The organism is Enterobacter sp. SLBN-59, from assembly GCF_024807915.1.
GTDB lineage: Bacteria > Pseudomonadota > Gammaproteobacteria > Enterobacterales > Enterobacteriaceae > Enterobacter > Enterobacter asburiae_B.
This window is the reverse complement of sequence record NZ_JANUFI010000001.1, coordinates 672,129-685,553: the sequence shown is the minus strand read 5'-3', so window position 1 is coordinate 685,553 and position 13,425 is coordinate 672,129. Positions and strand designations below refer to the sequence as shown.

Sequence of the window (13,425 nt, the reverse complement as noted above, 5' to 3'; positions counted from 1 at the left end):
CCGGGCGGGAGCGTGATGGGTTAAAACCAGGTTTCCATCTGGACCCCAAAGTTCCATTCCCCGCCGGCGCTGAAGCCGCTGCTGCCAAAGGCATCATCGCTGGCGTAATGATCCAGTTTGCTGCTCCAGTCCATCCAGGTGGCAAACAGGCGCAGCTCCGGACGGCTGAAGAAATCGCCGATTTTGCTCGCTTTTAACGTCGGCGCAAAGGTCAGCTTGTAGAAACTGCCGTTGACGGCGTTGCGGTCCTTATAGCCTTCCGGATTTAAATCCATGTACTGATAGCTTCCCTCAAACGCCAGGGCGAAGTTCTGCGTCACTTCTTTAATCAGGCGGGTGTTAAGCGTCACCCACTCATAGCTATCGCCCTTGACGTAGCGATCTTTACTGCTCTGCGCCAGTACGGCGGGCGCAACGCTCCAGCCGCCGCCGACTGGCGTGACACCGTAACTTGCGAAGCGCCAGGTATCCGCCTCAGACAGCAGCGCGCCGTCGGAGCCGATGCTTTTCACTTCCGCACCCAGCCCGTGACCGTACAGCAGCGCCGTTTTGGCTGTCCCTTCCCGCAGGCCGTAGAAGCTCTCGTTGTGCAACCCGACCAGCGCATGAACGCCTGTATTGGCGGCGTCAGTTTTGATGAGATCGCCGTTGGTGTCTTTACGGTCGTCGTTATCCTTCGCACGCAGGCCGCTCACCATCAGCTGGAACGGTCCGGCGAAGTGGTTCATGCTGAGAATATAGTTCTGAACGTTATTGTCGGTCTGCTCCACGCTGCCGAAGTTGCGGCCGTAAATGGAGAAGTTGCTGCGCAGCGAATCGTTCCATTTCACGTCGTAGACGCCGCCGCCGGTACCGGCCAGGAACACCACGTCGGAGTCCAGCCAGTGAATATCAAAGTTGTCGCGGTCGAAGCGTTTACCCGCCCAGAAGGTGCTGCCCTTCAGCGCGCCGGTAAAATCAGGCAGGTTGCCCAGCTCCGCGAAGGCCTGGCGAATATTAAGATCGCTGGTATCGGCTGACCAGTCGTTATAGGTCCGCTGACCGTCGGCCAGCATCGCTTTAAAGCGCGTGGTGGCGCCATTATCCAGAGTTTGCTTGTGCTCCAGGTTCAGCTCGACGTAGGTGTCGGCTTCGTTACCCAGACGCCCTACCGCACCGCCGGTTTCACCGGCCGGGGTCAGATAAGGACCGCTTTTGCTGCTGGAGGCCGCATCGTTCATCAGCAGGCCCGAACGGGCGTAGCCGTGGAACTCAAACCCGCTGCTTTGATCCGCCTTCTTCTCCAGCGCGGTGGTGCGCTGCGCCACCGCCTGGGCTGTCGTTTGCGTCTGCTGCTGGGCGGCAACCAGCTGCTGCGTTTTTTGTTCCGCATCGGTGGCGCGTTTCTCAGCCACCTGCGCACGCGTTTCCGCAGCCTGGAGGCGCTGCTCCATCGCGGCAAGACGCGCTTCGATACTTGTCATATCCGACTGGGCAAAAACAGAGGTACTTCCGGCCAGCATGCCTATCATCACGGCAAGTCTGCGTTTTTTATACATTTTGTCGCATCCCTAAAAGAAGTCATTAAACGTGCTAAATTGCTAAACCGGTTTAGGTTGCTGATACTAAACCTCTGAATTTTGGATCGGCAATCTTTTTTGCTAAACCGTTTTAGTAAGTGTGATCGAGGCGACAATTCAGGCCGCCGGATGGCGGCCAGTGAAGGAAGGAATTACAGATCGTGCTGCCACGGCAATGCGGTCATTGCCCCTTTGGCCGTGGTGGCTAATGCGCCGCAGCGCTGGGCTAAGGCGATGACCGGCGTCAGGTCCTGCCCGGCGGCCAGCCCGTAGAGCAGCCCCGCCACAAAGGCATCGCCCGCGCCGGTGGTATCGACACATTCGACGGGCGTTGCCGGATAGTGTTTTACGGTGCCATCATGCCAGGCGATCACCCCCTCTTTTCCCTGGGTGACCAGCACCAGACGCGCCGGACAGCGCGCCATCAGCGCGTCCAGACCGACGTTTACCTCGACATTTCCGGTTAAAAACGCCAGCTCTTCGATGGAGAGTTTCACCACGTCGGCACTCTGCAGGGCCTGTTCCAGGCAGCGGCGCAGCGCGTTCTCATCCGGCCAGAGATCCGGGCGAATATTGGGGTCGAAGCTGACGTAACCACCCGCCTCGCGAATAGCGGCCATCGCCTCAAAAGTCGCAGAACGGCTCGGCTCTGCGCTTAATGCGATGGAACAGACGTGCAGCCACTCCCCGGCGCTGAACATCGGCAGATCGGCGGATTCGAGAAACAGATCGGCGCTCGGACGCACCATAAAGGTAAACGAGCGTTCGCCCTGGTCATCCAGATCGACCACCACCGTTGAGGTGCGGTGCGCCGGGTCAAGGCGCAAAAACTTCACATCGACCCGCTCGTCAGCGAGAGTTTTCGCCATAAAGCACCCGAAGGGATCGTCGCCAACCCTGCCGATAAAGGCGCTCTGGCCGCCCAGCCGGGCAATACCGACCGCAACGTTTGCCGGTGCGCCGCCGGGACACTGCAGCAATCTGCCTTCTCCATCGGGCAGCAAATCCACTACCGCATCGCCAAGTACCCAGATTTTTTTCATGTGATCCTCGTAGCTAAACTACGTTAAACCGTTTTAGCTATTTAAGCACAGGCAGGGCGAAGGGGAAATAACGCGGGAGGAAAATTGGCTAACGCACCAGATGCGGCCAGTGAATATCACCGACGCCATTTAGCTGCGGGCGGGCGAACAGAAAGCCCTGGAAACGGCGGATCCCGGCAGACTCGAGCCAGCACCACTCCTCTATCTTCTCGATCCCTTCGGCCACCAGGGTAATTTCGAGATCGGAGCAACAGCTGACGATGGAGCGCACAATCGCCTGCTTCGGGCCGCTGAGGTGGATATCGCTAACTATCTCCCGGTCGATCTTAATTTTGTCCGGCTGGAAACGAGTCAGCAGCGAGAGACCGGCATAGCCGGAACCGAAATCATCGATCGCCAGGCCAATCCCCTCACCGCGAAGCTGCTTGATGGCGCTATTGAACTGGTTGAAGCCGGAGATCATCTCGTTTTCCGTCACTTCAATGACTACCTGCTCCGGCTGCAGCCCATGTTTTTTTATCTCGCTGACCAGGAATTCCACGGCGTTGGGGACATTCACCAGCGACATCGGCAGCAGGTTTACCGCAATCTTATGGCTGCCAATGCCCAGCTTTTCCGCGAGAGCAAAGGCATACGCTTTCGTCTGGAGATCGACTTCGTAGATTTTGTCCGGGTCGAGGGCGCTGAAGAAATGCTCCGGGCTGCCGCCTTCGTTGCCGCGAATAAGGGCTTCAAGCGAACTGATCTTCCCTTCCGAGGGCTCAACGATGGGCTGAAGCGCAAACTGACAGGGCTGTCCGGCAATCAGTCCCATACTCTCGCCAAAGGGCAACGCCTCGGGTGAAAGCGTCCATTTTTCAGGTACGTAGCGTGCGCCCGACAGGGCCGGACGTTTGCCCGTGATAAACGTCTGGATAAATTTGAACACCCGGTCATCGGATGTGAGATAGCTGTCCAGCTTGCTGTAATTCAGAACCGACTGCAGCACCTCTTTCGGTGACTGCGTCTGCAGATCGAACAGCAGCATACCGACGTTTTCAAAGCGTCTGCGCGGGCCATAGTCCCGCATCAGCTCTACCACTCCACTGTGCCGCTTGTCGTCACGGATTTTATGGAACAGCTTAAGCACGCTCTCTTCCGACCCTTCGAGTATTTGCAGCACGTCGCTGCCTTTTGCGAGCAGAACCCCGGTGATATTCAGACTGGCATTGCGGATCCGGGCGCGCTCCACCAGTTCCCGCAGCTCGGTGGAGGGGCGGGATAAATTCAACTGGCTTCGGTAAATCAGAGTCGTCAGCACAAAAATGGGTTCCGATGAGAAAGAGAGGTGCCTTGAAGCTACTATTTAACATACTTAATCAATGCGACCTAACATATTCACACCGCAGGGGAACGTTACTTTTCCCCGCTGCCAATTCGGCTGTCTATCCGCCCCTGCATGTAGTCGTAAAACGGATTCGAGGTGACCCGCATAAGCGCCTCTTTCCCGACGCTCAACACGGAGGTTTCGCCCCAGAGCGCAATCGTCCCCAGGCTGATACCGTAGCGGTTTTTCACCCGAGGCTCACGGCCATAGAGATCGTCATCCGGCGGGAACGGCACCGCAACGTGCGACAGGGAATAGACATCCTGCGGCCAGGCCTGCGCAAGCGGCACGACCGTCTCCCGGGTGCTGCCTGCCGGAGTGATTTTCGCCACCGTCGAGAAGCTGTGTGCGTCCGCATTGGTAATAATGGTGACACCGTAACGCCTCTTCGCAACCTGCAGCAGCGCCGAAGTTGCCGTCCACGACGACGGTTTGAACAGCGGGCGGAAGCTCGCCGCCTGGTTGATATCAAACACCACCAGCTCGCTGCCGTTTGCCGGAAGCTGGTCAAACAGGCCGGTCACCACCGCGCGGGTGCTGACCGTGGAATCCATGACCGACTGAAACGCCAGGATCGGCGGCAAATTCGCCAGCCTGTTCTCCCGCGCCTCGCGGCTGATTTGCTCCTGCAGGGCCTTCGTCAGCAGCCATGACTGGCGGGCGGCGTTCACCGGGAACGAGTTATATTTGTACGGATTATATTCCGGAGAGATATTCAGCCACGCCGCTTTGGCAAACGCCGGCAGCAGCGCCGGTAACCCGGCGAAACCGGCAAAGCGCGCAAAGGCCGTCACGCCGATCATCGGTGAGAGCAGTATCACCTGCTGCGGTTTACGCAGCGCAGGCGCATCCAGCGCATCGAGGGCATATTTCATCGCCAGCGCCCCGCCGTTGGAGTAGCCCACCAGATGCAGAGGCGCAGCCTCGCCCGCCAGACGCGTGGCTTCCCGCACCGCAAGACGCGTCGCCGCGAGCCACATCTCCCAGTCGACGTCCGTCAGCGCGCCGGGCGCAGTGCCGTGCCCGGGCAGGCGCGGGACCACGGCCACAAAGCCGTGCTGTTGATAGTTCACGGCAAGCCGCCGGACGCTGTAGGGCGAGTCCGTCAGACCGTGCAGCAGCACTACCGCGCCGCGCGGCTTTCCGGCAGGCATCAGCACAAAGGAGCGGTTGGCATCGGGCGTAAACTGTCCCGGCCATACCAGGCTCTGGCGATAATAGCGGTTTAACGGCGTGCGTTCCTCGCCCTCTGTTTTCGCCGTCACCGCATTATCAAGATCGGCGAAAATGGCGTTTTCCCGGGCGATATACCGGGCAAAATCGGCGTTATCCATCTCGCGTACGGACATCTCATCGGCCCGCCAGGTATGCCACAGGTGCAGTTCCGGTCCCTGCTGCGAGAGATACACCCGCACCGCCAGCAGGACGATCAGTACGATCCCGACGACCATCCCTATTTTCTTTGCAAGCGCCATCAGGCGCACGCTGACTCGCCAGGGCAGATTTACCATGCCGGGATCCCTTTTATATTCACACTACATCTATCTTATCAAAAATGTGAACGGACTGACGTATTCACCAAATTCATACCTGCCGCGTCAGACAGTGCACCAAAAGTGAACTACGCTGCACAAATGTTGATCATTGGTTAAGCAAATATTGCATGAAGTTTACTGCACAGCGGGTTTCACCCGCCCTGTGAACATGGCACGCGTCATGCATTGTTAACCAGGTAACAAAAATTTTGCCATTGACAGCCTGTTAACAGCGAGGCGGTATGACGACGAAACCCGAGATGTTGAGCCGTATCGAAGCGACGTTCAGCCAGCTCACGCCCAGCGAAAAGCGGGTCGGAAGCTGGCTGCTGGCGCACGCCGCGCAAATCCCGTTTGAAACGGCGGAGAGCATCGGTCAGGCGAGCGGGACCAGCGGAATTACCGTCGGACGCTTCCTGCGCAAACTGGGGTATCGCAACCTGGAAGATGCCAAAAAGAGCCTGCGCGATCCGTATCAGCCCTGGGGTATGAACGAGCGGCTGGACTCCTGGCAGCAGCAGCGCCCCCTTTCCAGCCGCCTTCAGCATGCCCTGTCGCTGGAAGTGGATGCCATCACGCAGGTGTACCAACTGGCGCAAACGGACGCCTTTCGTCAGGTGGTGCACAACCTCGCCCACGCGGACGCGGTGTTTGTGCTGGGGATCCAGTCCACGCGTGGGATTGCCAACGCCTTCTTCAGCCACCTCGAGTACCTCCGCCCGCGCGTGAGCTATTCGGAAGGCGCTTCCGGCAGCTGGGTGGAATCTCTTAACTCGGGCTTTTCGCATCCGTACGTCGTGCTGACCGATACGCGCACCTACTCCGCGATGGCCCGCCAGTACTGCCGCGTCGCCAGCGAGAAAGGCATTCCGCTGGCCTTAATCACCGATATCTGGTGCCCGTGGGCGCGGGATTACCCGATGGATTTACTGCAGGTGAAAACCGATACCGGTCACTTCTGGGATTCACTTGCCCCCGTGAGCTGTCTGTTCAACCTGCTGCTGTCGGGCGTGGTGGAGGCGCTGGGTGAGGCGCTCCCGGCGCGTCTGGCGGTAAACCGGCAATTACAACAAGAGTTTGGTCAATTCGAACGCTAAAGGAGCGGAGCTATGCCCGAAGAGAGTGAACTGATTGATGTGGCGAAGACGTTTCCCACGCTGCATATCGATCTGAAGTACGCCACCGCCGACAACATCACCGGCCGTCCGATCTATCAGGAGGCGCTGTGCCTGCTGCATACCGACGCGGCCACCGCGCTGGCAAAAGCCATCAGCATTGCCTCGCTGGCCGGGCTGAAGCTGGTGGTGTACGACGCCTATCGGCCGCAGCAGGCGCAGGCTCAGCTGTGGGATGCCTGCCCGAACCCGGAATACGTGGTCGACGTGGCGATTGGCTCCAATCACAGCCGCGGTACGGCCATCGACGTCACCCTGATGGATGAACATAACGCCGTGCTGGATATGGGGGCCGGTTTTGACGAAATGCACGACCGCTCGCATCCGTATCACCCCTCCGTGCCGCCGCACGCCCAGCGCAACCGTCTGCTGTTGAACGCAATCATGTTCGGCGGTGGTTTTGTGGGTATCAGCAGCGAATGGTGGCACTTCGAACTGCCGAACGCCGCCAGCTACCCGCTGCTTGACGACCGTTTTGCCTGTTTTCCCCTGACGCACACTTCTCTCTAAACCTGGAGCACTGCCATGAAAACATCGCTTCTCTCGACGCTGATCGCCGCCACGCTGACCCTGAGCGCACCGCTGGCGCTGGCTGCCGTCCCGAAAGACATGTTAGCGATCGGTAAAGCCGCCGACCCGCAAACGCTCGATCCTGCCATCACCATTGATAACAACGACTGGACCGTCACCTATCCGTCCTACCAGCGTCTGGTCAAGTACAAGCCAGGCTCTACCGAGGTGGAAGGCGATCTGTCGACGGGCTGGAAGGCGTCTGAAGACCAGAAAGAGTGGACCTTTACCCTGGCGGATAACGCGAAATTTTCCGACGGCACGCCGGTCACCGCCGAGGCGGTAAAGCTCTCCTTTGAGCGCCTGCTGAAGCTCGGCCAGGGGCCGTCTGAAGCCTTCCCGAAAGACCTGAAAGTTGATGCCGTCGATGACCATACGGTGAAGTTCACCCTCAGCCAGCCGTTCGCACCGTTCCTCTACACGCTGGCAAACGACGGGGCGTCCATCATTAACCCGGCGGTGCTGAAGGCCAACGCGGCAGACGATGCTCGCGGTTTTCTGGCGCAAAACACCGCCGGTTCCGGGCCGTTTATGCTGAAAAGCTGGCAGAAAGGCCAGCAGCTGATCCTGGTGCCTAACCCCCACTGGCAGGGTGAAAAGCCGCACTTTAAGCGCGTATCGGTGAAAATTATCGGTGAGAGCGCCTCGCGCCGACTGCAGCTTTCCCGCGGCGATCTGGACATTGCCGACTCCCTGCCAGTCGATCAGCTTGCGGCCCTGAAGCAGGAAGGTAAAGTCGCCGTCGCAGAATACCCGTCCCTGCGCGTGACTTACCTCTATCTCAACAACAGCAAAGCGCCGCTCAATCAGGTGGATTTACGCCGGGCCATCTCCTGGGCGACGGATTACCAGGGGATGGTGAAAGGCATTCTGAGCGGCAACGGCAAGCAGATGCGCGGCCCGATCCCGGAAGGCATGTGGGGCTTTGACGCCACGGCAATGCAGTACAGCTTTGACGAGGCCAAAGCCAAAGCGGCGCTGGAGAAGGTCAAAGACAAACCCGCCAGCCTGACCTTCCTCTACTCGGACAACGATCCGAACTGGGAGCCTATCGCCCTCTCCACTCAGGCCAGCCTCGGCAAGATCGGCATTAGCGTCAAGCTGGAAAAACTGGCCAACGCCACCATGCGCGACCGCGTCGGAAAAGGCGATTACGACATTGCCATCGGCAACTGGAGCCCGGACTTTGCCGACCCGTACATGTTCATGAACTACTGGTTCGAATCGGACAAAAAAGGGCTGCCGGGCAACCGCTCGTTCTATGAGAACAAAGAGGTTGATTCGCTGCTGCAGGCCGCGCTGAAAACCACCGACCAGGCGGAACGCACCAAAGATTACCAGCAGGCGCAAAAGGTGGTTATCGACGAGGCGGCCTACGTTTATCTGTTCCAGAAAAACTACCAGCTGGCGATGAACAAAGAGGTCAAAGGCTTCACCTTTAATCCGATGCTCGAGCAGGTGTTCAACATCGCCACCATGAGCAAATAACGGTTCTCGCCGGGGGAAAGCGTATGACGTTCTGGAGCATAGTGCGCCAGCGCTGCTGGGGGTTAATCCTGGTGGTGGCCGGTGTCTGTATTATCACCTTTATTATTTCACACCTGATCCCCGGCGATCCGGCCCGTCTGCTGGCCGGCGACCGCGCCAGCGACGAAATCGTGCAGAACATCCGCCAGCAGTTAGGGCTGGACCAGCCCCTGTATGTTCAGTTTGGCCGCTACGTGGACGCTCTGGCGCACGGTGATTTAGGCACGTCCATCCGCACCGGACGCCCGGTCGCGGAAGACCTGAAGGCCTTTTTCCCCGCCACGCTGGAGCTGGCCTTTTGTTCTCTGCTGCTGGCGCTGGTCATCGGCGTGCCGCTGGGGATTTTGTCGGCGGTTTACCGCAACCGCTGGCTGGATCACCTGGTGCGTTTAATGGCGATGACCGGGATCTCCACGCCAGCCTTCTGGCTTGGGCTGGGCGTCATCGTGCTGTTCTACGGGCACCTGCAGATCCTGCCGGGCGGCGGCAGGCTGGACGACTGGCTCGATCCGCCGACGCACGTCACTGGCTTTTATCTGCTGGACGCGCTGCTGGAGGGCAACGGTGAGGTCTTTTTCAACGCGCTTCAGCACCTGATTTTACCCTCGCTGACGCTAGCGTTTGTTCACCTGGGGATCGTGGCGCGCCAGGTTCGCTCGGCGATGCTGGAGCAGCTTAGTGAGGATTACATCCGCACCGCGCGCGCCAGCGGCCTGCCCGGCTGGTACATCGTCCTGCGCTACGCCCTGCCCAATGCGATGATCCCGTCCATTACCGTGCTCGGGCTGGCGCTGGGCGATCTGCTTTACGGCGCCGTGCTGACCGAAACCGTCTTTGCCTGGCCGGGCATGGGCGCGTGGGTGGTGACGTCCATTCAGGCGCTCGATTTCCCTGCCGTAATGGGGTTTGCCGTCGTCGTTTCGCTGGCCTACGTGCTGGTTAATCTGGTGGTCGATCTGCTTTACCTGTGGATTGACCCGCGAATCGGGCGCGGAGGTGCCGAATGATGTTAACGCAGGAAACGCCCGTCCCGGTTAAAACCGCCAGACAACGCATCAACTGGGCAAAGCTGTTCTGGATGCTGCGTCAAAGCCCGCTCACGATCGTTGGCGGCGTCATTATGATTGCGATGCTCTTTCTGATGGTGGCTTCGCCGTGGATCGTTCCGCATGACCCGAACGCGCTGGATTTGACCGCCCGCCTGCAGGCGCCGTCTGCGCAACACTGGTTTGGTACCGATGAGGTGGGACGCGACCTGTTTAGCCGCGTGCTGACGGGCAGCCAGCAGTCGATTACCGCCGGGCTGGCGGTCGTGGTGATTGCGGGCGGTATTGGCTCGCTGCTGGGCTGTTTGTCCGGCGTACTGGGCGGGCGCGGCGACGCCATCATCATGCGGGTGATGGACATCATGCTCTCCATTCCTTCCCTGGTGCTGACCATGGCGCTGGCCGCCGCGCTCGGTCCGAGCCTGTTCAACGCCATGCTGGCGATTGCGATTGTCCGCATCCCGTTTTACGTCCGCCTGGCGCGCGGGCAAACCCTGGTGGTGCGCCAGTTTACCTACGTTCAGGCCGCCCGCACGTTTGGCGCGTCCCGCTGGCATTTGATCCGCTGGCATATCCTGCGCAACGCCCTGCCGCCGCTGATTGTGCAGGCTTCGCTGGATATCGGCAGCGCCATTCTGATGGCCGCCACGCTGGGGTTTATTGGCCTGGGCGCGCAGCAGCCCACCGCCGAATGGGGCGCGATGGTGGCCGTGGGCCGTAACTACGTGCTGGACCAGTGGTGGTACTGCGCCTTTCCCGGTGCGGCGATTTTAATTACCGCCGTGGGCTTTAACCTGTTTGGCGACGGTATCCGCGATCTGCTGGATCCGAAGTCGGGAGGAAAACAGTGATGACCGAGCCGGTATTACGTATTGAAGACCTGCACCTGAGCTTCCCGATTTTTCGCGGAGAGGTCCACGCGCTGAACCACGTCTCGCTGGAGATCGGCAGGGGCGAAATCGTCGGCGTGGTGGGTGAGTCGGGGTCGGGTAAATCCGTGACTGCCATGCTCGCCATGCGGCTGCTGCCGGAAGGGAGCTACCGCATTCATCACGGTCAGGTGAAGTTACTCGGCGAAAACGTCCTGACGGCGTCCGAGAAGCAGCTTCGCCAGTGGCGCGGTGCACGAGTGGCGATGATTTTTCAGGAGCCCATGACCGCCCTCAACCCGACGCGGCGGATTGGCAAACAGATGGTGGAGGTGATCCGCCAGCATCAGCCGCTTTCGCGGCGCGAGGCGCAGCATAAGGCGATTACCCTGCTGGAAGAGATGCAAATCCCGGACGCGAAGCAGGTCATGGAGCGTTATCCGTTTGAACTCTCCGGCGGCATGCGCCAGCGGGTGATGATCGCCCTTGCCTTCTCCTGTGAGCCGGAGCTGATCGTCGCCGACGAACCGACCACCGCGCTGGACGTTACCGTCCAGCTCCAGGTGCTGCGCCTGCTGAAGCATAAGGCGCGGGCCAGCGGGACCTCGGTGCTGTTTATCAGCCATGATATGGCCGTGGTGTCGCAGCTTTGCGACAGAATGTACGTGATGTATGCGGGCAGCGTGATCGAGAGCGGTGCCACGCAAACGCTGATCCACCGACCCGTGCATCCCTACTCCATCGGCCTGCTGCGGTGCGCCCCGGAAAACGGCCAGCCGCGCGACCTGCTTCCCGCCATCCCCGGCACGGTGCCCAACCTCAGCAAGCTTCCGCAGGGTTGCGCCTTCCGCGAGCGCTGCTTTGCCGCCGGAGCGAAATGCAGCGAAACGCCGCGCTTACAGCCCAACGGTGCAGAGGGCCAACAGGCTGCCTGCTGGTATCCACAACGGGAGAAACACCATGTCTGATGTACTGCTGGAACTGGATAGCGTGCACGTGAACTTTGCGGCGCGCAAAAACTGGCTGGGCCGCGTGACGGAACAGGTCCATGCCCTCAACGGGCTCGATCTCCAGATCCGTCGCGGGGAAACGCTGGGCATTGTCGGGGAATCCGGCTGCGGGAAAAGCACGCTGGCCCAGCTGCTGATGGGCATGCTTAAGCCCAGCACCGGCGCGTGCCAGCGGGCGCACCACGCGGGCGGCATGCAGATGGTGTTTCAGGATCCGCTCTCCTCGCTCGACCCGCGATTGCCGGTCTGGCGCATCATCACCGAGCCGGTGTGGGTGCAAAAACGCAGCAGCGAGCGCGAACGCCGCCAGCTGGCAGAAAACCTGGCGCTGCAGGTGGGCATTCGCCCGGAATATCTCGACAGGCTTCCGCACGCCTTCTCCGGCGGGCAGCGCCAGCGCATCGCCATCGCCCGGGCGCTCTCCTCCAACCCCGATATTATCGTGCTTGATGAACCCACCAGCGCGCTGGATATCTCCGTGCAGGCGCAAATCCTCAACCTGCTGGTGAACCTGCAACAGCAGCGTAATCTGACCTACGTGTTAATCTCGCATAACGTCTCGGTGGTCAGACACATGAGCGACCGCGTGGCGGTGATGTACCTCGGGCAGATTGTGGAGCTGGGCAGCGCCGCGCAGGTGCTTGGCGAGCCGCGCCATCCCTATACCCGTCTGCTGCTCGACTCGGTTCCCCGCACCGGTGAACCGCTGGATGAAAATCTGGCGTTGCGCAAAACGGAGCTTCCCGGCAATCGTCATCTGCCCGAAGGCTGTTTTTTCCGCGACCGTTGTCCGATAGCAGCGCAGGGGTGTGAACAGCCGCAGCCGCTACAGCCCTCACGCGAGGGCCGTAACGTGCGCTGCTGGCGCAGTCTGGGTTAGATTTGCGCCATCCCGCCGTCCACAAACAGCTCGGTGGCGTTAATAAAGCTGGCCGCGTCGGAGGCCAGAAACGCCACCGCTTTACCCACCTCGCCCGGCGCGCCTAAACGCCCCAGCGGTACCTGCGCGGCCAGCGCGTCGTACAGCCCCTGACGGTGTTCTTCCGGCACCAGATCGCCGAGACCCGGCGTTTTGATCGGACCCGGGCTCACCACGTTGACGCGGATCCCGCGGCCCTGCAAATCCAGCGCCCAGGAGCGGGCAAAGTTGCGCACGGCGGCCTTGCTGGCGCTGTAGACGCTGAAATTGGCCGTCCCTTTAATGGACACCGTCGATCCGGTCAGAATAATCGACGATCCGGCGGACAGCAGCGGCAGCGCCTTCTGCACCGTGAACAGCACTCCGCGCACGTTGGTGCCAAAAATCCGGTCAAACTGCTCTTCGGTGATCGCGCCCAGCGGCAGCATATCGCCGCCACCGGCATTGGCGAACAGGATATCAAGACGGCCTTCTTCTTTGGCTATCCGGGCATAAACCTCATCCAGATCGGCAAGCTTTGAGGCGTCCGCGCGAATGCCCACTGCGGTTGAAGCAATTTCCGCCACCGCCGCGTCCAGCTCGGCCTGGCGACGACCGGTGATGTAGACCTTTGCGCCCTGTGCCGCCAGCTCCTGCGCCGTGGCAAGACCAATGCCGGTGCTGCCGCCGGTGACCAGTGCGATTTTTCCTGAGAGAGTCGTGTTCATGTCATTTACCTTTTGTTGGGTTTGCGTTGGACAAACTTTAGCCCTTGCGGCATTAGTGAAAAACGGGCAAAAATGAAAATGACTATTCACAAACAGAAA

The 13,425-nt window shown here is 60.0% G+C and carries 12 protein-coding genes; 7 read left to right on the top strand and 5 right to left on the bottom strand.

The window, feature by feature from the left end:
* Positions 1–20 precede the first annotated feature (20 nt).
* The 4 genes from M2422_RS03185 to M2422_RS03170 all read right to left on the bottom strand — a co-directional run bounded on the left by M2422_RS03185 (position 21) and on the right by M2422_RS03170 (position 5,479).
* The gene (locus M2422_RS03185; protein WP_064672577.1) at positions 21–1,538 is read right to left on the bottom strand and encodes a carbohydrate porin; all 1,518 of its coding nucleotides are present in this window, start codon (positions 1,536–1,538) and stop codon (positions 21–23) included.
* A gap of 173 nt (positions 1,539–1,711) precedes the next feature.
* The gene (locus M2422_RS03180; protein WP_064672578.1) at positions 1,712–2,602 is read right to left on the bottom strand and encodes an aminoimidazole riboside kinase; all 891 of its coding nucleotides are present in this window, start codon (positions 2,600–2,602) and stop codon (positions 1,712–1,714) included.
* A gap of 88 nt (positions 2,603–2,690) precedes the next feature.
* Complete coding sequence (locus M2422_RS03175; RefSeq protein ID WP_064672579.1) at positions 2,691–3,902, bottom strand: diguanylate phosphodiesterase; 1,212 nt, start codon at positions 3,900–3,902, stop codon at positions 2,691–2,693.
* 95 nt (positions 3,903–3,997) lie between these two features.
* Positions 3,998–5,479 carry an alpha/beta hydrolase gene (locus M2422_RS03170; RefSeq protein ID WP_064672580.1) on the bottom strand — a complete coding sequence of 494 codons (1,482 nt, stop codon included), beginning with the start codon at positions 5,477–5,479 and terminating at the stop codon, positions 3,998–4,000.
* Positions 5,480–5,745: 266 nt separating this feature from the next.
* Here M2422_RS03170 and M2422_RS03165 point away from each other — a divergent pair, with 266 nt between their 5' ends.
* The 7 genes from M2422_RS03165 to M2422_RS03135 are packed head-to-tail and all read left to right on the top strand — an operon-like array spanning position 5,746 to position 12,580.
* Positions 5,746–6,600: a MurR/RpiR family transcriptional regulator gene (locus tag M2422_RS03165; protein ID WP_033145617.1), complete on the top strand. Its 855-nt coding sequence runs from the start codon at positions 5,746–5,748 to the stop codon at positions 6,598–6,600.
* 12 nt (positions 6,601–6,612) lie between these two features.
* Positions 6,613–7,188, top strand: coding sequence for a D-alanyl-D-alanine dipeptidase (gene ddpX, locus M2422_RS03160; RefSeq protein ID WP_023311885.1), 576 nt, complete (start codon positions 6,613–6,615; stop codon positions 7,186–7,188).
* 15 nt (positions 7,189–7,203) lie between these two features.
* The gene (locus M2422_RS03155; protein ID WP_064672581.1) at positions 7,204–8,736 is read left to right on the top strand and encodes an ABC transporter substrate-binding protein; all 1,533 of its coding nucleotides are present in this window, start codon (positions 7,204–7,206) and stop codon (positions 8,734–8,736) included.
* A 23-nt stretch (positions 8,737–8,759) separates the two neighbouring features.
* A complete protein-coding gene (locus tag M2422_RS03150) occupies positions 8,760–9,782 on the top strand; it encodes an ABC transporter permease (RefSeq protein WP_033145620.1) in 1,023 nt (340 codons plus the stop codon).
* Positions 9,779–10,672 (top strand): D,D-dipeptide ABC transporter permease, encoded by an 894-nt coding sequence (ddpC, locus tag M2422_RS03145; RefSeq protein WP_047647662.1) that lies wholly within the window; start codon positions 9,779–9,781, stop codon positions 10,670–10,672. Before M2422_RS03150 ends, ddpC begins: the two co-directional genes overlap by 4 nt.
* Positions 10,672–11,658 (top strand): ABC transporter ATP-binding protein, encoded by a 987-nt coding sequence (locus M2422_RS03140; RefSeq protein WP_064672582.1) that lies wholly within the window; start codon positions 10,672–10,674, stop codon positions 11,656–11,658. Before ddpC ends, M2422_RS03140 begins: the two co-directional genes overlap by 1 nt.
* Positions 11,651–12,580 (top strand): ABC transporter ATP-binding protein, encoded by a 930-nt coding sequence (locus M2422_RS03135; RefSeq protein WP_064672583.1) that lies wholly within the window; start codon positions 11,651–11,653, stop codon positions 12,578–12,580. The genes M2422_RS03140 and M2422_RS03135 overlap by 8 nt, the downstream gene beginning before the upstream one ends.
* Here M2422_RS03135 and M2422_RS03130 read toward each other — a convergent pair.
* On the bottom strand, positions 12,577–13,326 hold the full coding sequence (locus tag M2422_RS03130; RefSeq protein WP_058840956.1) for an SDR family NAD(P)-dependent oxidoreductase: 750 nt from the start codon (positions 13,324–13,326) through the stop codon (positions 12,577–12,579). The two genes, M2422_RS03135 and M2422_RS03130, sit on opposite strands and share 4 nt — an antisense overlap.
* Positions 13,327–13,425: the final 99 nt, after the last annotated feature.

Bases quoted from the DNA above. Each gene is read 5' to 3' on its own strand.
- M2422_RS03150 (WP_033145620.1), top strand. From the start codon at position 8,760: ATGACGTTCTGGAGCATAGTGCGCCAGCGCTGCTGGGGGTTAATCCTG.
- M2422_RS03180 (WP_064672578.1), bottom strand. From the start codon at position 2,602: ATGAAAAAAATCTGGGTACTTGGCGATGCGGTAGTGGATTTGCTGCCC.
- M2422_RS03170 (WP_064672580.1), bottom strand. From the start codon at position 5,479: ATGGTAAATCTGCCCTGGCGAGTCAGCGTGCGCCTGATGGCGCTTGCA.
- M2422_RS03165 (WP_033145617.1), top strand. From the start codon at position 5,746: ATGACGACGAAACCCGAGATGTTGAGCCGTATCGAAGCGACGTTCAGC.
- M2422_RS03130 (WP_058840956.1), bottom strand. From the start codon at position 13,326: ATGAACACGACTCTCTCAGGAAAAATCGCACTGGTCACCGGCGGCAGC.
- M2422_RS03135 (WP_064672583.1), top strand. From the start codon at position 11,651: ATGTCTGATGTACTGCTGGAACTGGATAGCGTGCACGTGAACTTTGCG.
- M2422_RS03185 (WP_064672577.1), bottom strand. From the start codon at position 1,538: ATGTATAAAAAACGCAGACTTGCCGTGATGATAGGCATGCTGGCCGGA.
- M2422_RS03155 (WP_064672581.1), top strand. From the start codon at position 7,204: ATGAAAACATCGCTTCTCTCGACGCTGATCGCCGCCACGCTGACCCTG.
- M2422_RS03140 (WP_064672582.1), top strand. From the start codon at position 10,672: ATGACCGAGCCGGTATTACGTATTGAAGACCTGCACCTGAGCTTCCCG.
- ddpC (WP_047647662.1), top strand. From the start codon at position 9,779: ATGATGTTAACGCAGGAAACGCCCGTCCCGGTTAAAACCGCCAGACAA.
- ddpX (WP_023311885.1), top strand. From the start codon at position 6,613: ATGCCCGAAGAGAGTGAACTGATTGATGTGGCGAAGACGTTTCCCACG.